The organism is Gordonia sp. B8661-1, assembly GCF_059427765.1.
In genome coordinates this window covers 284,504-305,425 of sequence record NZ_JCAHRL010000004.1, presented here as the reverse complement: position 1 = coordinate 305,425, position 20,922 = coordinate 284,504, and the positions used below count along the sequence as shown (strand labels likewise).

19 protein-coding genes are annotated in these 20,922 nt (G+C 65.4%); 12 read left to right on the top strand and 7 right to left on the bottom strand.

The genetic code is table 11. The features are described 5' to 3' along the window. Nucleotides 1-19: 19 nt before the first annotated feature. The 3 genes from AC4JJG_RS11545 to AC4JJG_RS11535 are packed head-to-tail and all read left to right on the top strand — an operon-like array spanning nt 20 to nt 4,601. Nucleotides 20-1,003: a glycosyltransferase family 4 protein gene (locus AC4JJG_RS11545; RefSeq protein WP_495401326.1), complete on the top strand. Its 984-nt coding sequence runs from the start codon at nt 20-22 to the stop codon at nt 1,001-1,003. After that, nucleotides 1,000-3,300, top strand: a complete 2,301-nt coding sequence (locus tag AC4JJG_RS11540; protein ID WP_495401325.1) for a glycosyltransferase — start codon at nt 1,000-1,002, stop codon at nt 3,298-3,300. The genes AC4JJG_RS11545 and AC4JJG_RS11540 overlap by 4 nt, the downstream gene beginning before the upstream one ends. Continuing rightward, nucleotides 3,297-4,601 (top strand): glycosyltransferase family 4 protein, encoded by a 1,305-nt coding sequence (locus AC4JJG_RS11535; protein ID WP_495401324.1) that lies wholly within the window; start codon nt 3,297-3,299, stop codon nt 4,599-4,601. Before AC4JJG_RS11540 ends, AC4JJG_RS11535 begins: the two co-directional genes overlap by 4 nt. Here the strand turns inward: AC4JJG_RS11535 and AC4JJG_RS11530 are convergent. Both AC4JJG_RS11530 and AC4JJG_RS11525 read right to left on the bottom strand, forming a co-directional pair. Continuing rightward, nucleotides 4,499-5,701, bottom strand: a complete 1,203-nt coding sequence (locus AC4JJG_RS11530) for a putative glycoside hydrolase (RefSeq protein WP_495401323.1) — start codon at nt 5,699-5,701, stop codon at nt 4,499-4,501. The two genes, AC4JJG_RS11535 and AC4JJG_RS11530, sit on opposite strands and share 103 nt — an antisense overlap. A 173-nt stretch (nt 5,702-5,874) precedes the next feature. Beyond that, nucleotides 5,875-7,194, bottom strand: coding sequence for a phenylacetate--CoA ligase family protein (locus tag AC4JJG_RS11525; protein WP_495401322.1), 1,320 nt, complete (start codon nt 7,192-7,194; stop codon nt 5,875-5,877). 39 nt (nt 7,195-7,233) lie between these two features. Here AC4JJG_RS11525 and AC4JJG_RS11520 point away from each other — a divergent pair, with 39 nt between their 5' ends. From AC4JJG_RS11520 to AC4JJG_RS11500, 5 genes are all read left to right on the top strand, one after another. After that, nucleotides 7,234-9,384 (top strand): heparinase II/III family protein, encoded by a 2,151-nt coding sequence (locus tag AC4JJG_RS11520; protein ID WP_495401321.1) that lies wholly within the window; start codon nt 7,234-7,236, stop codon nt 9,382-9,384. Between the two features lie 199 nt (nt 9,385-9,583). Beyond that, entirely contained in the window at nt 9,584-10,894 is a 1,311-nt protein-coding gene (locus AC4JJG_RS11515; protein WP_495401320.1) for a nucleotide sugar dehydrogenase, read from the top strand. Continuing rightward, complete coding sequence (locus AC4JJG_RS11510; protein WP_495401319.1) at nt 10,891-11,913, top strand: glycosyltransferase family 2 protein; 1,023 nt, start codon at nt 10,891-10,893, stop codon at nt 11,911-11,913. The genes AC4JJG_RS11515 and AC4JJG_RS11510 overlap by 4 nt, the downstream gene beginning before the upstream one ends. Continuing rightward, on the top strand, nt 11,910-12,425 hold the full coding sequence (locus tag AC4JJG_RS11505; RefSeq protein ID WP_495405769.1) for a DUF3558 domain-containing protein: 516 nt from the start codon (nt 11,910-11,912) through the stop codon (nt 12,423-12,425). The genes AC4JJG_RS11510 and AC4JJG_RS11505 overlap by 4 nt, the downstream gene beginning before the upstream one ends. A 71-nt stretch (nt 12,426-12,496) precedes the next feature. After that, on the top strand, nt 12,497-13,000 hold the full coding sequence (locus AC4JJG_RS11500; protein WP_495401317.1) for a YdcF family protein: 504 nt from the start codon (nt 12,497-12,499) through the stop codon (nt 12,998-13,000). 20 nt (nt 13,001-13,020) lie between these two features. Here AC4JJG_RS11500 and AC4JJG_RS11495 read toward each other — a convergent pair whose 3' ends face one another. The 3 genes from AC4JJG_RS11495 to AC4JJG_RS11485 form a co-directional block, all read right to left on the bottom strand. Then, entirely contained in the window at nt 13,021-14,313 is a 1,293-nt protein-coding gene (locus AC4JJG_RS11495) for an acetyl-CoA C-acetyltransferase (RefSeq protein WP_495401316.1), read from the bottom strand. 213 nt (nt 14,314-14,526) lie between these two features. Further along, nucleotides 14,527-15,198: a PaaI family thioesterase gene (locus tag AC4JJG_RS11490; RefSeq protein ID WP_495401315.1), complete on the bottom strand. Its 672-nt coding sequence runs from the start codon at nt 15,196-15,198 to the stop codon at nt 14,527-14,529. Nucleotides 15,199-15,243: 45 nt separating this feature from the next. After that, nucleotides 15,244-15,408 carry a hypothetical protein gene (locus AC4JJG_RS11485; RefSeq protein ID WP_495401314.1) on the bottom strand — a complete coding sequence of 55 codons (165 nt, stop codon included), beginning with the start codon at nt 15,406-15,408 and terminating at the stop codon, nt 15,244-15,246. 147 nt (nt 15,409-15,555) lie between these two features. Here AC4JJG_RS11485 and AC4JJG_RS11480 point away from each other — a divergent pair, with 147 nt between their 5' ends. Beyond that, complete coding sequence (locus tag AC4JJG_RS11480; protein WP_495401313.1) at nt 15,556-16,524, top strand: 1,4-dihydroxy-2-naphthoyl-CoA synthase; 969 nt, start codon at nt 15,556-15,558, stop codon at nt 16,522-16,524. After that, the gene (locus tag AC4JJG_RS11475; RefSeq protein WP_495401312.1) at nt 16,524-17,276 is read left to right on the top strand and encodes a GTP pyrophosphokinase; all 753 of its coding nucleotides are present in this window, start codon (nt 16,524-16,526) and stop codon (nt 17,274-17,276) included. Before AC4JJG_RS11480 ends, AC4JJG_RS11475 begins: the two co-directional genes overlap by 1 nt. A 190-nt stretch (nt 17,277-17,466) precedes the next feature. Here AC4JJG_RS11475 and AC4JJG_RS11470 read toward each other — a convergent pair whose 3' ends face one another. Together AC4JJG_RS11470 and AC4JJG_RS11465 are read right to left on the bottom strand one after the other, a co-directional pair. Then, nucleotides 17,467-18,063 (bottom strand): YdcF family protein, encoded by a 597-nt coding sequence (locus tag AC4JJG_RS11470; protein WP_495401311.1) that lies wholly within the window; start codon nt 18,061-18,063, stop codon nt 17,467-17,469. A 9-nt stretch (nt 18,064-18,072) separates the two neighbouring features. Next, on the bottom strand, nt 18,073-19,137 hold the full coding sequence (locus AC4JJG_RS11465) for an LLM class F420-dependent oxidoreductase (protein ID WP_495401310.1): 1,065 nt from the start codon (nt 19,135-19,137) through the stop codon (nt 18,073-18,075). 223 nt (nt 19,138-19,360) lie between these two features. On the opposite strand from AC4JJG_RS11465, the gene AC4JJG_RS11460 reads away from it, so the two are divergent. Both AC4JJG_RS11460 and AC4JJG_RS11455 read left to right on the top strand, forming a co-directional pair. Next, entirely contained in the window at nt 19,361-20,596 is a 1,236-nt protein-coding gene (locus AC4JJG_RS11460; protein WP_495401309.1) for an inorganic phosphate transporter, read from the top strand. A 24-nt stretch (nt 20,597-20,620) separates the two neighbouring features. Then, a complete protein-coding gene (locus AC4JJG_RS11455; protein ID WP_495401308.1) occupies nt 20,621-20,902 on the top strand; it encodes a hypothetical protein in 282 nt (93 codons plus the stop codon). The last annotated feature ends 20 nt before the right edge of the window (nt 20,903-20,922 follow it).

The window sequence follows — 20,922 nt, the reverse complement described above, 5'->3', positions numbered from 1 at the left end:
AGCGTCTTTCGTGCTCACGATGCAGCAGACACCGCTCTGGGCGCAGTGGCGGATACGGCATGTCGCGACACATACCGATGGTGCGGTAGTGCGCCGCGTTCTGACCTATCTGGCGGCCCTGCCCCGAATCATCATGACGGTCATGCTGAACCGGCCGTCGCTGATTCATGTTCACATGGCGTCGGATGGCAGTTTCGTCCGCAAGAGCACGGTCGTGTGGCTCGCCGTGCTATTTCGGATTCCGATCGTCCTGCATATACACGGCGCCGAGTTCCACCGATTTCACGCAACCGCGCGCCGACCCGTGCAGCGCTACATCCGCCGGACGCTCGCCGCCGCGAACATCCTGATCGCACTCGGTCACCGCTGGCGCGAACGTCTGCTGGTGATCGCCCCGACGGCTCAGATCGCGGTGGTGCCCAATGCCATTGCGCCTGCCGACCCGGTCCGCCAGGATCTCGGACCATTTCACGCGATCTTTCTTGGCCGGATCGGCGACCGCAAGGGCACGTTCACCCTCATCGAGGCCTGGGAGGCGGCTTTCGGTAAGGCACCGGGCAGCGTCCACCTGACCATAGCGGGTGACGGCGACGTCAACCGTGCCCGCGGCATGGTCGCCGATTACCAACTCGCCGAATCAGTCTCGGTCATAGGATGGGTCGATCGGGAGCAGAAGGACGCGCTTCTGCGGGGCGCGCATGCCCTGGTGCTGCCCTCGCTCGACGAGGGACAGCCGATGGCCGTCCTTGAGGCCATGGCACACGGCCTCTGCGTGGTCGCGACCGATACCGGCGGCATCCCGGAAATGCTTGCCGACAACGCCGGCATTGTGATTCCGCGGGACGATGTCGATGCGCTCGCTGATGTCCTCCGCCTGATCGCCGCCGACGTGGTTGCCCGGACGGAGTACGGACGCCGCGCCCACAGCCGGGTGTGCAACCGATTCGACCGCGACCGGATCGCCGAGCAACTCGACGAGATCTACCGGAAGGTCACCCGATGACGTCACCGGCCGAGCCGTCCACGCGCCTGCGTGTGCTGTATGTGGTTCCCGATCTGACCATCGGCGGCGCCGAACGTCATGCGATCACCCTGATGTCCGCGCTCGACCGCACTCGGTTCGAGCCATCGATGGTGTGCATCGGCGGCGAAGGTCAGCTCTTCGGCGACCTGGTGGACGCGGGCGTGCCGGCCCGGGCACTCGGACGGTCCAAACGTCAGGCGGTCGCGGCGGTTCGCGACCTGGTCACCGAGTTCCGGCGATTCGCACCGGATGTGGTGATCATGCGTGGATACAGCGCCGAGGGACTGGGACGCGTGGCGGCGTGGATCGCCGGCGTGCCGGCCACCGTTGTCTGGGTGCACAACTGCGGTGACACCGAACCGCGGGGGCGATTCCGTCGGCTCGCGGATCGGCTCCTCGACCGGCGCACGACTGCGTATTTCGGTGTGGCTCAAGCACAATTGGCGTACCTTACCGACGATCTCGGACATCCGGCGCAGAAGGTCACGATCATCCACAACGGTGTCGATACCGGGCCCTTCACTCCCGGACCGTTCGACCGCACGACCGGCCATCTCGGTGCGCGGCGACCGACGGTCGGCATCGTCGCGGCGCTCCGGCCGGAGAAGGACCACGCGACCTTCCTCGCTGCCGCCGTCCACATCCGACGACAGATCCCCGACGCACGTTTCCTGATCGTCGGCGACGGCGCAATCCGTGCCGGCCTGATCGACGAAGCCAGACGTCTCGGCTTGGAGCACGACGTCGAGTTCACCGGCGCCCGAGAAGACATACCGGAACTACTCGGTGTGATGGACGTGTTCGTCCTCTGCTCGTACACGATCGAGTGTTTTCCGATGGCTCTGCTGGAGGCAATGGCATCCGGGCGACCGGCGGTGTGCACCGACGTCGGCGGCGTCCGGGAGATGCTGCTCGACACGGAAACCGGATACCTGGTTCCGCCCCGCGATCCCGTCGCACTCGCCGAGCACACCGTCACCCTGCTCCGCGATGCCGAACTGCGCCGCCGCATGGGTGTCGCGGCCCGGCGGCGCGTCGAAGAGTGTTTCACCCTTGAGCGTTCGATCGAACGAACTGAGCGGGCGCTCATGGCGGTGAGTGCACCGGCACCATCGCATCGGGCATCTCCGGTCATCCTGACCGTCATTCTCGATCTGACCTTCGTCGGCGGAGTCGAGAAGCTGCTGTTGCGCCTGTTCCGGACATTCGATCCCGAACGGGTGCGGCCGCGGATCGTATGTCTGCGGGAATCAGGCCCACTGGCCGATGATTTCCGGGACGCAGGCTTCGATGTCGACGTGATTCCGCGCGGGGGACGTCTCGATCCTCGTCGTTTCGTGGCATTGGTGTCGGACCTCCGCGACAGCGGCACCGATGTCGTGCTCGTACCGCATCATCACCGCGCCGCGCTTGCCCTCGGTCCGGTGGCAGCCCGGCTCGCCGGTGTCACGGCGTCGGTCGTGGCGGCGCACGACATGGACCTGACCTCGGTCGGCGGCCGGGTGCTGCCACCGTGGCGGGTACGTACGCTCTCGTCGGTCGATGCCCTCGTCCTCTTGAGTACCGAGCAGGGGACGTACCTACGAACCGAAGAAGGCGTGGGGCGCGGTCCCGCGTCCGCGACGCGAGAGGTGGTAATTCCCAACGGGATTACTCTCAGACCCCCGGCCACCGCGAGGGACCGTGCGACGGCGCGCGCGAGCCTCGGCGTCGAACCCGCCACATTCACCATCGGCATCATCGCGCGTTTGTCGCCGCAGAAAGCCCATCAGGTGCTCTTCGCCGCGGTCGCCGAACTCGTGCGGACGAATCCTGATCTCCGGCTCGTGGTGATCGGCGACGGCGATCGCGGGACGGAGTTGCGGGCGCTCGCGCGCGAACTCGGCATACTCTCGATCACCGACTTCGTCGGCTTGCGTGACGACGTCGACGATCTTCTACCCGGTCTCGACGTGTGCTGCCTCTCGTCGGTGCACGAGGGCGCACCCCTTGTCGTGATCGAAGCCATGGCCACCGGGGTTCCGGTGGTCGCGACAGCGTGCGGCTCATTACCCGGCATGATCACCGACGGCGTCGAGGGTTTCTTGGTCCCGGTCGGCGATCACCGGGCACTCGCCGCTCGCCTCCGACTACTCGCCGAGGAGCCCGTACTTCGTCACGAACTCGGTCAGGCGGGGCTGCGCCGAGCACACCGCGACTTCGATATCCGCCACACCGCACAACACTACGAAGCCTTGCTCACCGAACTCGTCGCCTCACGAAAGAATCGACCATGAGTCAACACATCCTGATACTGGTGGAGAACCTTTCCGTCCCCTTCGACCGCCGGGTGTGGCAGGAAAGTCGAGCGCTCACCGACGCGGGATACCGCGTCAGCGTGATCTGCCCGATGGGCACGAAACAGGACACCGAACCCGACGTGACGATCGAGGGCGTACGCATCCTCCGTTATCGGCTCCGCCCCGCCGAAGGCGGACCGGCCGGGTATCTGCGCGAGTACGGAACGGCGCTCTGGCACACCGCACGCCTTGCCCTTCGTCTTCGGCGGGCCGGGCCCATCGACGTCGTACACGCCTGCAATCCCCCAGATCTGTTCTTCCTTGTTGGTCTGCCACTGAAACTGTTCGGCGGCAGCCGTTTCGTGTTCGATCAGCATGATCTCGTGCCCGAGCTGTTCCAGTCCCGGTTCGCCGGCGGCGGTTCTTTCTTGTATGGCCTCACGCTGATACTCGAACGACTCACCTACTCCACGTCGGACGGGGTCATCTCGACAAACGATAGCTACCGCCGGGTCGCGCTCACCCGCGGGCGCCGCCCTGCCGACCGGGTCCGGGTGGTACGCAGTGCACCCGATCTCACCAATTTCGTTGCTCGCAAACCGGATCCGGATCTGTTCCGCGGAAAGCCCCATCTCGCCGCGTACCTCGGCGTGATGGGTCCGCAGGATGGCGTCGACCACGCGCTGCGTGCCCTCGCCCACTATCGGCATACGCTCCACCGCGACGATCTGCACTGCGTGTTCATGGGAGCCGGCGACGCCTTTACCGATCTGGTTGCGCTGAGCCGGGAGCTGGGGATCGCCGACATGGTGGAGTTCACCGGTCGGGTGCCCGACGAATTCGTCCAGCGGTGCCTGTGTACCGCGGAGGTCTGTCTCTCCCCCGACCCGCACAACCCACTCAACGACGTCTCCACAATGAACAAGGTGGTCGAGTACATGGCAATGAGCCGTCCGCTCGTTTCCTTCGATCTCACCGAGGCCAGGGTGTCGGCGGGCGAGGCGGCCGTGTACGTCCCCGACAACAATGTCGAAGCCTTCGCGGTGGCCCTGGGCGAGCTCCTCGACGATCCGGCACGGCGCGCCGCGATGGGCAGCTACGGCAGACATCGCGTGGAGGCCGAATTATCTTGGGACACATCCCGAAAGAACCTCGTCGAGTTCTACCGCGATCTCCTCGCACGGCCGTCGCGCTCTCACTTGTCGATGACCAGGATGATGCCGTCCTTCGGCGGCAACTCCACCGATGACACGACTCGACCGTTGTTCACATTCGGGTCCTGGGTGCCTCGGAGATGACGGTATGAACGGCCCAGAGCGATCGTTCGCGACTGGTCACTGAGGTTCACCACTACCGTCCCGTTCTCAAAGGACCGTCGGAAGACCTGCGGCGCAGGTGATCCCGTCCCATCCGCGACCGCCTCGGACATCCGGGACAAATCGGGGTCGGCCACCAGCGGGCGCCCGAGATATCCGCGCCCGAGCCCACCCCCGTCCAGTTCGTCGTAGTAGGCGGTGGCACCGTAGTCGGGCCCCATCGGCGCCCACCAACCGTTCTGCATCAACGTGGCGGTCAGGAACAGGCGGGCGCGGCGGTAATCGTCCGCAGAACCTGCGGGTGCCCGTCGCCGGTTGATCGTCATACCGGTGACGGGTCCCCGCAGACCTCCGTCGACCTGGGCTCTCATATAACGCGCCCAAGCGTTGTATTCGGTGACCGACGGTACGGCGAGGCGGTCGGCGAAACTCTCGAATACCAGTCCGGACAGAGTCTGATCACGCAGCGCACGAACACCATTGGCCATCAGGATCGCATCCGGCATCCGCGTTCGCATGATCCGCTCACCGAGGCGTAGTCCACGGTCAAGGGGGTTGCCGGGGCCGAAGATCTGGTCAGCGTCCCGGTCATATCCGTCCCGTGCGATATCCCATCGCGGATGGTCCACGGTGAACAACCGGTCGGCCCACACGTCGAGGAAGACGCCATCCCAGAGCCCGGTCGACCACACGTGGTCGGCGACCCAGTTGGCCAGATACTCGGAGTAGAGTTGGCCGCCGACCCGAGGGGCGCGGTCGGTGAGGTTCGCCATCGGGTAATCACGCCATTCGTGCACGGTGGCTCCGGCAGCCGTCCGGGACACCCATTCGTCCGGAAAGTCACTCCGTGTCGAATCTCTGAATTGCCAGAGCGAGTAGGCATTCCGCCAGTACTCAGGAGACCCCACGCGGGGCATGATGTCGACCGGATTCAGATACGCGATGATCCGAACCGAGGCATCGGCGCGTCGGAGCCTTTCGAAGAAGCTGCGCGGCATGCGATTCTGCCATTCGGCGTCGATGACCACCATGTCGTAACGGGCCAATTCCGCAATGGGCGGCAAACTGTCCTGATCCAGCACGTACGTCGCGGAACGCGGGAACGCGGGGCCAGTCAGGACTTGAGGCCGAGACGACGACAGAGAGTCTGGATCGTCCACCGGGTGAACAATACTCAGCACCAAGGTGGTTACCGCGCCGATCGCCATCGCGACCAGGACGCGTACCGCTGGTCGCTGGGCCCGGCCCTCGTGGGTCACCCTGAGCCCTCGACGACGGCAGTCTTCAGTTTTCCGCTCGCCGGGCGGGGTATCCGGTCCATCACACGCAGATGCACCTCCTGCCCGGGCCCGAAGTACCGCTCCACGTTGCCGATCACCTGGGCCGACGTCGTGTCCTCGTTGAAGCCGGACCCCGGCACGACCCGCACTTCGAAGCGGCCGGGTGCCAGTTGCGCGATCTGCACCTCCCGCAGTCCACGAAGATCGTCGACGGCAGTGGACGGAAGCGGGAGCGGGCGTCCATCGGCGGTGACGAACGAGTCCTCTATACGTCCGTCGATCGGCCCCAGGGTTTCGAAACCGCGGCCACACGGGCACCCCGTGGCGTCTTGACGCTCAGCGGCCACCTCGTCACCGGTGCGGTACCGCAGGAGGGGAAACCCCCAGTTGTGCAACGGCGTACCGACGATCTCCCGACGTCCCGGCGAGCCGGGCACCGGCAACTGTTCGACGATTCCGTAATCGGAGAACACATGGAAACCGCCGTGCTCACAACTGCCGGCCAGCGCGACCCGCTCGGTCTGGCCATAGTGATCGATGATCGGGCCGGCGAACACATCTCGCATCACTTGCCTCTGTCCCGGACTCATCACCTCCGATGATGTGATGATCCCCGACACCGGGATCCGCTCGCCCGCATCCCGCAGCAGAGCGGCCAGCAGCGCGATGCTCGACGGCCAGCCCTCGATCGCATGCGGTTCGAAGTTCCTTATCGCGGAGGCGATTTCGTCCAGCGCAGCCGCTGTCAGATGGTAACTGGATACGGTCAGTTGATGGTTTCCCGGTAAGGCCACTACTGCCGGGCCGCCGTCCGGCCCGGGATGACTACCGCGCAACACCACCCGACGAGCGTCTGCAGGCAGACCGAACCAGCTCCACTGCCTTGACAGAGCCGCCTGTTCATACACCGACGAGCCGGGCGTGCGATATACCGTGATCGCGGTACCCGAGGTACCGCTCGACCGCGCAGGCCACGTCGCAGCGCGAGGATAGACACGAAAACGGTCGGCGTCGGCCGACAGCTCCGCCTTTCCGATCAGCGGAAGGATCGACAGGTCGTCGAGGGTCCGTATATCACGTGGATTCACCCCGGTCGAACGGAACCAGTCACGGTAGTACGGCGAGCGCCGTGCGACATGTCGCACCATGCGGCGCAGCCGCCGCTCCTGATACTCGCGAAGCTCGGACGGGCCCGCGTTCGCATGTCGCGCAAGTTCACGGACCATGAGCGGGCGCAACGGATGCGTCCGTCGGATACGGTGCTTGAGATCCTGCAATCCGCCCCCCGGCGCCATCGCCCCTCCTTCGATGTGCAACATCGACCATCGTGGCAGATGGCAGCTCCCGGCGCGAGCAATGCGCAGGCGACCGGAGGAGAACAGATGTCGCAGACCGCGTGGTATGCCCGACGTCTCCGATCGATGTCGATACCCGAGGTCGGCTGGCGCGCAGGGCAGATCGTCGCCGCACCGATCCGTCGCGCCCGGCACCCGGCGCCCAGCCTCGATGCCGACGCCCTGCCTGCGTTCCGCTCGGGCTCCGGCAGGCCGGTCCTGCTCGACCGGACCCGGGCACGGCAGATCGCCGATGACCACCCCGATGCCGCGGCCGCGCTGCTCGACGCCGCCGATGACGCAGTCCGCCTTCGGGTCGCGTACCTCGGATACCCCTCGGTGCTCCTGGCCGCACCCGTCGACTGGAACCACGACCCGATCGCGAATGTGCACTGGCCGAGGACACCCTCGCACCGGATCGATCATCGTACGGCCGCCGGCGATGTGAAGTGGATTTGGGAACTCAACCGCTTGCAGCATCTACCGGTTCTCGCCGAGGCGTGGCTGCTCTCCGGTGACGATGTCTATTCGAACGCGCTTGGCGTCCAACTCGATTCGTGGCTGGCACAGAATCCGCCGGGCACCGGGATAGCGTGGCGCGGCGCATTCGAGGTGGGCATTCGCGCGATCTCGGTGGCGATCGCCGTCGCAGGAGTGCGCGACAGCTCCGCACTCACCCCCGACCGCTTCGCGGCCGTCACCGCGATGCTGGCCGAGTCCGCACGGCGATGCTGGGAGAATCGCTCACTGTTCAGCTCGGCCAACAATCATCTGATCGGCGAGATGGCCGGACTCGCCACAACCGCACTGCTGTTTCCCGAAATCCCTTCGGCGCCAATGTATCTACGCAATGCGGTTCGCACCCTGGAGCGACACGGCGACGCCCAGATCCTGCCCGACGGCATGGGCGCCGAACAAGCCGTCGGGTATCAGATTTTCACCGCGGAGCTGCTGATCCTGGTGGCCAGATTGATTGAGATGCAGACCGGTACCAGACCCGAGCGACTCGTCGAAGCGGCCCGGCGGGGCGCTCATCACCTGGCCGATCTGGTCGGCGACGGCGACCCTGCGCCTCGCCACGGTGACGACGACGAAGGATTCGCACTCCGTCTCGGGCCCGAGCCCGTCCGCACCGTCGTCGAGCACCTCGGCATCGTCGGCGCTGCCATCGGCGACGACCGGTTACGCGCCCACGGCGAGGAATCCCTGACGGCCGCGTGGCTCGCCGGCCCCCGCACGAACCCGTCGATGACGTCGGCGGTACCGGTTCCGGCGGCCCGCCATGCGCCCGACGGCGGGCTGGTCGTGTTCCGCTCGGGCGGCCGTCGGGTCATCATGGACGTCGGTCCGCTGGGCTTCTTGTCGATCGCCGCACACGGTCACGCCGACGCCCTCGCGGTCACCCTCGCGGTCGACGGCCACGACATCATCGGGGACCCCGGCGCGGGAAGCTATTACGGCAATCCGGGCCTACGCCGCGCGCACAGGGGAACCCGAACCCACGCCACCGCAACCGTCGACGGCTGCGATCAGTCGGACATCGCCGGGCCGTTCCTGTGGGGGCGACAGGCAGCGGTGACGGTGCGCGGCGTCGGCATCGGCACGGGAGTCGTCGATGCCGACCACGACGGATATACGCGTTTCGCACAACCTGTGCGCCACCGACGGTGGCTGGTGGCCCCACCTGACGAGTCGCACATTCTGGTGGTCGACATGTTCACCGGCAGCGGAACCCACGATGTATCACTGTCGTGGCCGATGGCCCCGGACGTCAGAACCGAGATCCACGACGACGCATTGGTCGCTCGCTGCGCCGACACCACCGTCCGGATGCTCACCACGGCCACCGCGGACCACCACGTCGATGTGATACGAGGCGACCACGAAAACCACTTGGGGTGGTGGTCACGCAGGCTCGAACATCCGGTGCCGGCCGACTTGGTCGGTGTCCACATGCGTGCACCTATGCCCTTGGCCGTAGCCACGGTGGTCGACACGTCACCAGGCCCCGGTGGCCCCACCGGACTCATCCTCCACTTGAAGGACAACGAGATCGAGATCCACTGGCGCAAAGGCGAAGACACACTTATAGTCACTATCGACATCACGCGAGACGCGAAAGTTGTGTCGAGTCGTACCACGGTGCACTGAGACACCGTCCGATTCGCGGATGCAGGGACGGGGGGACCTTCCCGGCATGTGACTTCACGTGGTGCGGACAGTGGGGGCACAACAACACATGGCTGTAGTGGCGTCAGATACTGGACATGCCGCCTCGGAATCCTCGGGTTCGGGTGGCGCATCATCGAATGCCCTTGTCTCCAAACCGGTTCCGTTACCCGCGCTCAGCGTGTTCGGCCTCGGGTACGTCGGCTGCGTCTCGGCGGCGTGCTTCGCCGATCGCGGTCACCTGGTGATCGGGGTCGACTCGAATCCCGAGAAGACCCAATTCTTGCGCGACGGCACGTCGCCCGTAGTCGAGGAACTCATCGGCGAACTGACTGCCGAGCAGGTCCTGGCCGGACGTCTCACGGTGAGTGACGACCCGACCGCAGCGGTCCACCGAACCGATATCTCGATCGTCTGCGTCGGGACCCCATCCACCGGATCGAGCGGATCGCTGTCCACCGAGTACCTGGAACGCGTTACCGAGGACATCGCGGTCGCGCTGGCCACCAAGGATTCGTGGCACGTGGTGGTCTATCGCAGCACGATGCTGCCCGGGACATGCTCCGACATCCTGATCCCGCTCCTCGAAAAGGCGTCGGGCAAACGCGCCGGCGTGGACTTCGGGGTGTGCGTGAACCCGGAGTTCCTCCGCGAGGGGACGAGTGTCAGAGACTTCCGGGACCCACCGAAAACCGTTGTCGGGGAATCGGACAGCCGTTCAGGGCGTCAGGTGGTCGAGCTGTACGCCGGATTGCCCGGAGAGAAATTCCAGGTATCGATCCCGGTGGCCGAAATGACCAAGTACGTCGACAACAGCTTCCACGCGCTCAAGGTCGGTTTTGCCAACGAGGTCGGCGTGGTGGGCGCCGCACTCGGACTCGACTCGCACCAGATCATGGACATCTTCCTCGCCGATCACAAACTCAACATCAGCCCCGCATACCTGCGCCCCGGATTCGCGTTCGGCGGATCCTGCCTACCAAAGGACTTGCGGGCCTTCGTTCATGTAGCACGGCATCACGACATCGAGATTCCATTGCTCGGTAACCTCTTGGTGTCCAACGAGACCCATCTGCGTCGCGCGGTGGACGTGGTGGTTGCCCAGCCGAGACGGAAGATCGGCGTATTCGGTCTGTCCTTCAAGGCCGGCACCGACGATCTCCGGGAGAGTCCAATGGTCGATCTCGTCGAGCGTCTGATCGGCAAGGGCTACTCCATTCAGGTTTACGACCCCAACGTCGCCCTGTCCCGGCTCATCGGCGCCAATCGGACATATATCGAGACACGCCTGCCCCATATCCGAGATCTTCTCACCGACGACATCGATGCGGTCGTCGAGCACGCGGAGGTGTTCGTCGTCGGATCCCGCGCTCCGGAGGTCGCCGCCGTCATCGACTCACTGGCTCCCGGACCGCTCGTCCTCGACCTGGTCCGCCTGCCCAACGCGACAAACCTCCGCGGACGCGACGGATACCGAGGTATCGGCTGGTGACACCTCGATTCAGCTTTCTGACGACCGCGTACCGGTCCGAAGAGTACCTACCCGCCACCATCGAATCGGTACTCGCACAGACGTGTCCGGACTGGGAGATGATCGTCGTCGACAACGAGCCTGCCGACGCGGTGGCCGATGTCGTCCGAAGGTTCCAAGCCCGGGATTCGCGAATCAGTCTGATCCGTCAGGAGAACAAGGGGTATCGCGGCGGCGTGACCGCGGCGGCGGAAGCGGCCACCGGGCAGTACGTGTGCGTCCTGGACAGCGACGATCAACTCATGGCGCGGTTCTGTGAGGTCGTCGGCGCACTGCTCGACGCCGATCCCGGTATCGATGCGGTCGGCGTCGACGCTTTCCGTTTCAGCGGATCGGACGAACGTGATTTGCTGGGCGGATACATGCGTTCCGTGGGCATCCGGTCAGTTGCCGATCCTGCCGTGCCACTGACCTTTTCAGATGTACTTGACGGGCGGGTCCCGTATTACACGGCGGCGATCCGGCGTGCCGCGTGGAACGACGTCGGCGGCTACCAGCCCGATATCGACGACGTCGACGAGTCGGTGATCATCTGGTGCCGGTTGACACAACATTTCGATGTTCGGCTGGTACCCGATCGTCTTGCCCGATATCGCCTGCGCGACGACTCGCTGTCCCGGGACTCCGATTCGGTGGAAACGTTTGAACGCCAACTCATCAGAGCATTCGACCTATCGGCCGAGGAGTCCACCGACCCGGCGCACCGAGAGGCTGCCGCGCGGACCGTCCGTACATTGCGCTATCACCAGGAAATCCGACGCGCCCGGAGCGCATTGCTAGCGGGCGATATCGACCTCGCACGGCAATCGGCCCGTGCGGCACTCACTCAGCGGCGCACGGTCCGATCTCTCGGCATCGTTGCTGCGGTAACTGTGGCGCCCCGACTGTTCGTGCGACTCCATCCACTGCGGCAGAGTGTCGAAGGTCGCATTTCGCGCGTGATCATGCGTACCCGACGGGCCGAACGGGCCAAGGAATGACTGGTATTTCGGTCCGGGGTGTCGTGCGCGTGCTGCTCGCCGGACTTGTGCTCTCGGCATGCGGCACCGACACTACCGCGGTGACGCCTGAAACAGCATCGGTCACCAGCATCTTTGACCCGTGCACCACCGTCGGCGACGATGCCCTCCGGTCCGTGGGCTTGAATCCCTTCTCCCGCACCCGAGTCGAGGTAACCGCGCCCGACACCGCGAGCTGCTCGTTCACGTCAACCGACATATCGGTGTTCCTTACCACCTCGTCTCTGACCTTCGAAGAGACCCGGGATGCCAATGTCGGCAGACGAATCGGCGTGGACATCAACCGGCGACCGGGAGTCATCTTCCGCAAGCCGGGCAACGATTCCGGCTGCCGGCTCGCCCTGAAATCTGCACAGGGAACCGTTGTGGTGACAACACAGATATCGGTCGCCGCCCGCGAATGGGGGATGAACTCGTGCAGCAGGATTCGGCAGATCGGTGGCGTCGTCGAGCCGACGATCGGTGACCGATGACCGACACGGGAGCGCCTTCGCTTCGCCGCCCCCGGTGGCGGCGCCACCGTACCGGCCTTGCACTCATCGTCGTGGCGCTGGTCGCAGTCATCGTGGCCGGACTCCCGGTGTACGGGCTACCACAGACCGACCGTCTGCGGAAGGCCGATGCCATTCTGGTGCTCGGCGGCAACGGCTACGAGCGTTATCCCCTTGGCCTCGAACTCGCGCTTGCCGGCTATGCCGACCACCTGGTCATGTCGAATCCGGCCGGGGCCGAGGACTCGTGGCTCACCGATCTTTGCACTCGGCGACGCTACCCCTTCTCAATCAATTGCTTCGTACCTAACCCACCCACCACAAAAGGCGAGGCAATGGAGCTTCGGGACTTGGCCGTGCGGAATCACTGGCGCACGGTGATCGTGGTGACGTTCCGCCCACACATCTCTCGCGCGCGTTATATTCTGCAGCAGTGTTTCCCCGGTGAGTTGATCATGCAGGAAAGTCCGGCAGACCTATCGGCCGGTTATTGGGTGAAGTCGTACGTGTACCAGACCGCGGGTTACGTCCGGGCAGCACTCCACCCAGATTGTTGACACGCCAACCGACTCGGCTCTCAGGCCGCTTCGAGGATCATCGCCACGGACATACCGCTGCCCGCGCAGATCGAGACGAGCGCCCGCCCGGTTCCCTTGTCCGCCAGCAGCTTCGCGACCGTTGCGACGATGCGGCCGCCGGTGGCGCCGAAGGGATGGCCGGTGGCCAGCGAGCCGCCGGTGACGTTCAGGCGATCGCGATCGATGGTCCCCAGCGGCTCCGGCCGATCCAGGTGTGCCCGGCAGAATTCCGCGTCGTCCCACGCGGTGAGTGTGGAGAGCACCTGCGAGGCGAATGCCTCGTGGATCTCGTAGAAGTCGAAGTCGCCGAGTCCGATGTCGTTGCGGCGCAACAATTCGTTGACCGCGTACACCGGCGCCATCAGGACACCCTGGGTCTTCGGATCACCGTCGACGTAGTCGACACCCCAACTCTGGGCGTCGACGATGCGCGCCAGCGGCGTCAGATCCCGCTGCCTCGCCCACTCCTCGGTACCCAGCAGCACCGAGGAGGCACCGTCGGTGAGCGTCGTGGAATTGGCGGCGGTCATGGTGCCGTCCGGTCCACCGAAGCACGGCTTCAGCGTGGCCAACCGCTCCGCGGAGATGTCACGGCGCATGTTGTCGTCCTCCGCGAGCCCGGCGAACGGAGTCACCAGATCGTCGAAGAAGCCACGGTCGTACGCCGCCGCGAGATTGCGGTGCGAGTTCAGCGCGATGACGTCCTGCTCGGCACGACCGATCCCCCACTTCTCACCGGTGATCGCCTGGGCCGCACCGGGAACCAGCGACGTGCGACGTTCGGCCGGGCTCGGGATGTCGAAGTCGAGCGACAACGGGATCTGGGCCGCCTGACGCAGCCGGTCCACGGTCGACTTCGCGGCGTTGATGCGCACCAGCCGGTCACGCAGGCGCGGTCCGAAGCCGATCGGCGGGTCGGACGTGGTGTCGGCGCCGCAGGCGACTCCGGATTCGATCTGCCCACAGGAGATCTTGTTCGCGATGTGCACGATGGTCTGACCACCCGTGGCGCACTGCTGCTGGATGTCCGCCGTCGGTGTCGCCCGCGACAGTTCGGTGTCGAGCAGGGCCTCGCGGGTGAGGCTGTGGTCGCGAGCCAGTTTCACGACGGCGCCACCGGCCACCTCCCCGAGGTGTTCGCCCTGCAATCCGAAACGCTCCACCAGGCCGTTGAGTGCGGCCGTCAGCATCGTCTGATTGGTCTCGCCCAGGTACTTGCCGTTCGAGCGGGCGAACGGAATCCGGTTGCCGCCCAGCACGTAGGCGGGGATCAACGTGCGCGATGTCGTCATCGGCCGAGGATAACCCAACGTCGACATCGGTCATTGTCAGGGTCGCGCCTGTCGGTCTCGATACGCGGCGTGCTCGCTACGCTCGCGCGTCGCTACTCGACCAGCAGATGCACCACCGGCCCCATCTGTTGATCGGGTAGCCCGCGAGCGCAGCGAGCGCGCCCATCCTGCTGATCGAGTAGCCCGCGAGCGCAGCGAGCGCGCGTATCGAGATCAGGCCTGGCCGGGATTGAGCTTGATGAACAGTGCGTCCATCTCCGCGCACAGACGGTCGCCGTCGTGCAGGGTGCCCTTGATGAACACCTTCCGACCCTCGATCCTGTCGGCCCACGTGCGGCAGGTCAGCGGCGTGTTCAACGGTGTCAGCGACCGATACTGGACCGTCAGATACGCGGTGCGACTGACTCCATGGATGGCCACGGCCGACGCGTAACCGCCGAGATCGTCGAAGCAGACCGCCACGTGGCCGCCGTGCGCGACGCCGTTGCCGCCGAGGTGGAAGTCGCGGAAGGTGACGGTGGCCTCGACGCCGTCGGCATCGCCGTGCACGACCTCGTACGGCGGCAGGGTGATGTTGCCGCGCGCCGGCAGGTCGACGCGGGTGCCCGAGGGCGCATGCCATTCGTCGATGCGGACGCTGCCGAGTTCCTCGTTGACCGAGGCCAATTGCTCGATGAGCCGATCGGTCATCTCCGGGGTGGGACAGGCGTACCGGAACCGATCCATGAGCAGGCGCACCTGCTCGTTGAGTTCGCCGTAGCGTGGGCCGCCCCGTTCGGTCGTGATCGCCGTGGTGGCCCGGAACCCGCCCTCATGTGGCGGCTCGGCGGCGCCTTCGTCACGAGAGTCGGCGTCGGCGATGGATGAATCGGAACGATCGGTCATACAGCCAACGTTATCGACCTGCGGATCCGCCGCTGCGGGCCGGACTCAGTTCCGCGACGCGTGCCCGTCGGCGGGACCCGCGTCGACTCCCACGCGCGGAAGTTCGTGATGGTCACGAAGCCGGACGCCGAAACCGATGACGAGCGCAACGATGACAGCCAGGGTTCCCCACACGATGGCGATGATGGCCGCGATGACGAAGACGCTCACAAAAACAGAATTGCGTATCGCAACCTCATTGACAACCGTCGGTTAACGATCGACAAACGATTCTTGTAAGTGCGGGTCAGACACCACTCTGACCACTGTCAATGGCATCGTCCTTTCGTGCACACGGGCCCGCGATAACCTGTCAGCATGACCGCCGACACCTCTTCGCCCGCCTCCGACGGACCCTTCGACCCCACCCAGTGGGCACCGGTGGACGGCTTCGATCTCACCGACATCACCTATCACCGGCACGTCGGAGCGGGCCGCGAGAACGGCATCGTCCGGATCGCCTTCGACCGCCCCGAGGTGCGAAACGCGTTCCGGCCGCACACCGTCGATGAGCTCTACCGGACCCTCGACCACGCGCGCCGCTCCCCCGACGTCGGCACCATCCTGCTCACCGGCAACGGTCCGAGCCCGAAGGACGGCGGCTGGGCCTTCTGCAGCGGTGGCGATCAGCGCATCCGGGGACGTTCCGGCTACCAGTACGCCACCGCCCACGACTCCGATGTGGGTGCCGCCGACGCGGCGGGCGTCGACGAGGCCCGCGTCAAGGCCGAGGGCGGCCGACTACACATCCTTGAGGTGCAGCGACTCATCCGGACGATGCCCAAGGTCGTCATCGCCGTGGTCAACGGCTGGGCCGCGGGTGGCGGACACTCGTTGCACGTCGTCTGCGATCTGACCCTGGCGTCTCGTGAACATGCCCGGTTCAAGCAGACCGACGCCGATGTCGGCTCCTTCGACGCCGGCTACGGCAGCGCTTACCTCGCCAAGCAGGTCGGTCAGAAGTTCGCCCGCGAGATCTTCTTCCTCGGCGAGGCCTACGACGCCGAGACGATGCACCGGATGGGCGCGGTGAACCGCGTCGTCGACCACGCCGATCTGGAGCGCACCGCCATCGAGTGGGGACGTGCCATCAACGGCAAATCGCCCACCGCGCAACGCATGCTGAAGTTCGCCTTCAACCTCACCGACGACGGACTGATGGGCCAGCAGGTCTTCGCCGGGGAGGCCACACGCCTTGCCTACATGACCGACGAGGCCGTCGAGGGCCGCGACGCGTTCCTCGAGAAGCGCGACCCCGACTGGGATGCCTTCCCGTACTACTACTGATGAACGGCAACCCCATCGACGACATCGACCCGGCCACCCTCACCGCATTCGTCCAGATCCGCGATCAGTTGACGCGGTTCATGATGGAGTATCAGTTCGCGGTCGACGAATTGCTGACGAAGGTCACCATCCTCCGCAGTGAGTTCCTGCATCTACACCACTACAACCCCATCGAACACGTGACGTCACGGGTGAAGACGCCGAAAAGCCTGGTGCGCAAGGTGTCCCGCAAGAAGGTGGAGCCGAGCCTGGAGGCCATCCGCGCCGGCATCACCGACATCGCGGGCATCCGCATCACCTGCAGCTTCATCGCCGACACCTACCGGGTCCTCGAGACCCTCACCGCGCAGGACGACGTCACGGTGATCGAGATCAAGGACTACATCGCCGAGCCGAAGCCCAACGGCTACAAGAGTTTGCACGCGATCGTCGAGATCCCGGTCTTCCTCTCCACGGGACCGGTGCGGGTCCCGGTCGAAATCCAGATCCGCACCATCGCCATGGATTTCTGGGCGTCACTGGAGCACAAGATCTTCTACAAGTACGACGGCGCCGTGCCCGAACGACTGGTCACCGACCTGGCCACGGCCGCTCGTACCGCCGACGACCTCGATCTCCGGATGGAGCAGTTGCACAGCGAGATCCACCACGGCGAACTCCCCCCGGAAACCGATGGGCCGGAGCGCAGCTGGGCCGCCGAGACCGAAAAGGCGTGGCTGCTCGACTTCTGGGCCAACAACCAGGATCACTGATGTGTACGTCAGCAGATGTTGCCCTGTGACGCGGTATGCGCGTCAAAGGGCAACTTCTGCGCTCGTCTGGCTATCGGCGGGCGCCACGGTTCGTGTCGACAGGCGGTAGCGATCCGTCGCCGATGGACATCTGTTCTTCGGAATCGGTCATGCGGCCATCACCCGGTCTCGAGTCACCTGAAGGTCAAGGTCAGCATCCGACGATCGCCGCCTTCGCGAACGCGAAGGTCTGATACGTGTATTCGAGCGTCCATCGCAGTGCGGAATAGCGGTAGTCACGCGGCACCTCGACGAATACCCCGTCGACCCGGGGTGCGCAGTGCCCGAAGATCGACCGTGCCCGCGGCAGGTGATAGCGCCAACTGATCACCATCACCTCCCGCCAGCCATGCTGCTGCGCCATGTCCTCGACCCATTGCGCCTCCCCGAGGGTCGTCGCGGGATCAGGTACGAAGCAGATCACCCTCACCCGGGCATCGGACGAGGCACAGGCCTTGTCGACATCGGTGTTCTTGTCCCTCGGTCCGTAGGGATTCGAGATCGCAACGGTGTCGGCGAGACCGGCGCGCGCCAGATCGACGCCGTACATCTCCCGGCCGTCATGAGCGCCGCCCAGGACGACGATCGCATCGACCGGCCGGAGCGCATCCGACGGTGCGTTACCGAACACCCGGTCGCCCACATAACCGAAGATCCCGGCGACCAGCCCCACCACGACGACCATCACGAGTATCGCCGCGCGGGTCCTCTCCGATCGGAACCTCGGTCCCCGCAGGATCTTTCGCACGCGGATGGCTCAGCCTCCGAAGATCCCCCGGAGTTCACTCATGTCCTCGACGCGCTCGGCATGGGTGCCCGCGGCCGGTGACGCGAGAATGACGCCCACTCCGGCTTCCTCGAAGGCCTTGACGCGCTCGGCGACCAGTGAGCGCGGACCGATCAGCGACATCGCGCTCACCAGATCCTCGGGCACCGCCTCGGCGGCCTCGACCTTCTTGCCGTCGAGGTAGAGATCCTGGATGAGCTTGGCCTCGTCGGCGTATCCGTAGCGCACCGCGAGCGCGTTGTAGAAGTTCTTGCCGCGCGCGCCCATGCCGCCGATGTACAGCGCGGCGTGGTGACGCACCATGTTCATGGCGTTCTCGATCTCGTCGGCATCGTCGGAGATCAGCGTGGCCGCCTGCACGACGATCTTCAGCGGCGGCAGCGACGGATCACGCTTGGCCTTGCCCGCGGCGAGCGCCTCACCGAAGGCCGCCTCCACATACTCAGGATGGAACAGGAAGGGCTGGAATTCCTCGAACAGTTCGGCGGCGAGTTCGGTGTTCTTCGGTCCGATGGCGGCCAGCAGCATCGGGATGTTGTCGCGGACCGGATGGTTGATGATCTTCAGCGGCTTGCCGAGTCCGCTTCCGCCGTCCTCCTTGGTGAGCGGCAGGGTGTAGTGCTTGCCCTGGTATTCGGTCTTCTCGCGGCGCCAGACCTTGCGGCAGATCTCCGCGGTCTCGCGGGCCCGGCCGAGCGGATAGTCGTACTTGACGCCGTGGAAGCCTTCGATCACCTGGGGGCCGGACGCACCGATGCCGAGAATGAAACGGCCGTCGCTGATGTAGTCGAGGCCGGCGGCGGTCATCGCGAGGTTCGACGGGGTGCGCGAGAACAACGGCAGAATCGCGGTCTGCAGTTCCATCTTCTCGGTCTTCGCCGCGATGTAGCCGAGCTGACTCACCGCATCGAAGCTGTAGGCCTCGGGCACCGCGATCCGTTCGACTCCCACCTTCTCGAAGTCGGCGAGATTGTTGATGGTCTCGCGGAAATCGCCCGCATAGTTGATCGGCATGCCCAGCGTCATCGAAGTCATGGGCGGATTCTTCCACAGAGAACCATGTGTGCGGCAGCCTCGTCCTGGGCCGCAAGTGACCTGGCACACCCGGCAGCTCGATGGTGTCCGATGGACGTTTGCCATCGGTTACATGAACAGAAAATGAACATGTCGGCGCGCTCAGGGATTTCCCAGGTCAGCGGTTTATCGTTCCCGCCGATTGTTTAGGTGCGCGGGCCCCTCACGCCGCAGAATGATCTCCATGAGCGGAGAGATGCTGATCCTTGTGCTGCTCGTCATCACAGCACTCGGGTTCGACTTCACCAACGGCTTCCACGACACCGGCAACGCGATGGCGACCTCCATCGCCACCGGTGCCCTCAAACCAAAAATCGCCGTCGGTCTGTCGGCAATCCTCAATCTCGTCGGCGCCTTCCTCTCCGTCGAAGTCGCCGCGACGATCACCAAGGACGTCCTGAAGATCCAGGAGACGACCGGTGACAACAAGGGCGAGTTGGTCGCCGGGCTCGATGCCAACAAAGCCCTGCTGATCATCTTCGCCGGTCTCATCGGCGGCATCCTGTGGAATCTCTTCACCTGGCTGTTCGGCCTGCCGTCCAGCTCGTCGCACGCACTCTTCGGCGGCCTCATAGGCTCCGGCCTCGCCGCGATCGGCACCGGCGGCATCAACTGGGAGGGCATCTCCGCGAAGATCATCATCCCGGCGCTGGCCGCCCCGGTGATCGCCTGCCTCGTCGCCGCCTGCGGCACCTGGCTGGTCTACGCGATCACCCGCAAGATCGCCGACCGCAAGAAGGAAGACGGCTTCCGCTACGGCCAGATCGCCACCGCGTCGCTGGTCTCCCTCGCCCACGGCACTGGAGACGCGCAGAAGACCATGGGTGTCATCGCCCTGGCCCTGATCGCCACCGGCCACCTCGACGCATCGTCGGTGAGCCACGGTCTGCCGTTCTGGGTCGTGTTCACCTGTGCAGGCGCCATCGCACTCGGCACCTACCTGGGCGGCTGGCGCATCATCCGCACCCTCGGCAAGGGTCTCGTCGAGATCAGCTCGCCGCAGGGCATGGCCGCCGAGGCGTCGTCGGCCGCGATCATCCTCACCTCGAGTGCCGCCGGCATGGCGCTGTCCACCACGCACGTCGCGACCGGCTCGATCCTCGGATCGGGTGTCGGCAAGCGCGGCGCGCAGGTGCGCTGGGCCGTCGCCGGCCGCATGGTCGTCGCGTGGGTGACGACGCTGCCCGCCGCGGGCCTCGTCGGCGCTCTCTGCTTCTGGCTCGCCCACCTCATCGGCAACGTCGGCGGCGCGATCGCGATCTTCCTGGTCCTGGTCGCGGCGTCCGGCTACATGTACTGGCGCGCACAGCAGAACAAGGTCGACTCGCGCAACGTCAATGCCGAATGGGACGAGGAATCCCACTCCGTCGTCGTTCCCGAGGACCGCACCCCCACCGCCGGCCCCACCACCGTCGCCTGACCGGCGCCCCGAAAGGACCCTCAGATGGACATCGTCGAATCGATCGGCAAGGTCTTGATCGTCGGACTGGTGCTCGGTGCCGGGCTGCCCGCACTGTTCGCCACCGGGCTGCGGCTCTTCGCGCAGGGTGACAGCGAGACGCACGCGGATGGCACTGTCACGCAGGGCAATCCGATGGCGCGCGCCGCGGGCTACGTCATCTTCGCGTTCGTCGCGCTGGTCATCGTGGTCGGTCTGCTGTGGATCACCCGGCAGACGATCTACTACTACACCGACATCAAGCTCTTCCCCTTCGGTTACAAGTAAGCCGACGACGGTCAGTCCCG

What these genes read in the sequence shown, in the direction of transcription:
- AC4JJG_RS11545 (WP_495401326.1), top strand. Translation starts at nt 20, where the DNA reads ATGCAGCAGACACCGCTCTGGGCGCAGTGGCGGATACGGCATGTCGCG.
- AC4JJG_RS11540 (WP_495401325.1), top strand. Translation starts at nt 1,000, where the DNA reads ATGACGTCACCGGCCGAGCCGTCCACGCGCCTGCGTGTGCTGTATGTG.
- AC4JJG_RS11535 (WP_495401324.1), top strand. Translation starts at nt 3,297, where the DNA reads ATGAGTCAACACATCCTGATACTGGTGGAGAACCTTTCCGTCCCCTTC.
- AC4JJG_RS11525 (WP_495401322.1), bottom strand. Translation starts at nt 7,194, where the DNA reads ATGGCGCCGGGGGGCGGATTGCAGGATCTCAAGCACCGTATCCGACGG.
- AC4JJG_RS11520 (WP_495401321.1), top strand. Translation starts at nt 7,234, where the DNA reads ATGGCAGCTCCCGGCGCGAGCAATGCGCAGGCGACCGGAGGAGAACAG.
- AC4JJG_RS11505 (WP_495405769.1), top strand. Translation starts at nt 11,910, where the DNA reads ATGACTGGTATTTCGGTCCGGGGTGTCGTGCGCGTGCTGCTCGCCGGA.
- AC4JJG_RS11495 (WP_495401316.1), bottom strand. Translation starts at nt 14,313, where the DNA reads ATGACGACATCGCGCACGTTGATCCCCGCCTACGTGCTGGGCGGCAAC.
- AC4JJG_RS11490 (WP_495401315.1), bottom strand. Translation starts at nt 15,198, where the DNA reads ATGACCGATCGTTCCGATTCATCCATCGCCGACGCCGACTCTCGTGAC.
- AC4JJG_RS11480 (WP_495401313.1), top strand. Translation starts at nt 15,556, where the DNA reads ATGACCGCCGACACCTCTTCGCCCGCCTCCGACGGACCCTTCGACCCC.
- AC4JJG_RS11475 (WP_495401312.1), top strand. Translation starts at nt 16,524, where the DNA reads ATGAACGGCAACCCCATCGACGACATCGACCCGGCCACCCTCACCGCA.
- AC4JJG_RS11465 (WP_495401310.1), bottom strand. Translation starts at nt 19,137, where the DNA reads ATGACTTCGATGACGCTGGGCATGCCGATCAACTATGCGGGCGATTTC.
- AC4JJG_RS11460 (WP_495401309.1), top strand. Translation starts at nt 19,361, where the DNA reads ATGAGCGGAGAGATGCTGATCCTTGTGCTGCTCGTCATCACAGCACTC.
- AC4JJG_RS11455 (WP_495401308.1), top strand. Translation starts at nt 20,621, where the DNA reads ATGGACATCGTCGAATCGATCGGCAAGGTCTTGATCGTCGGACTGGTG.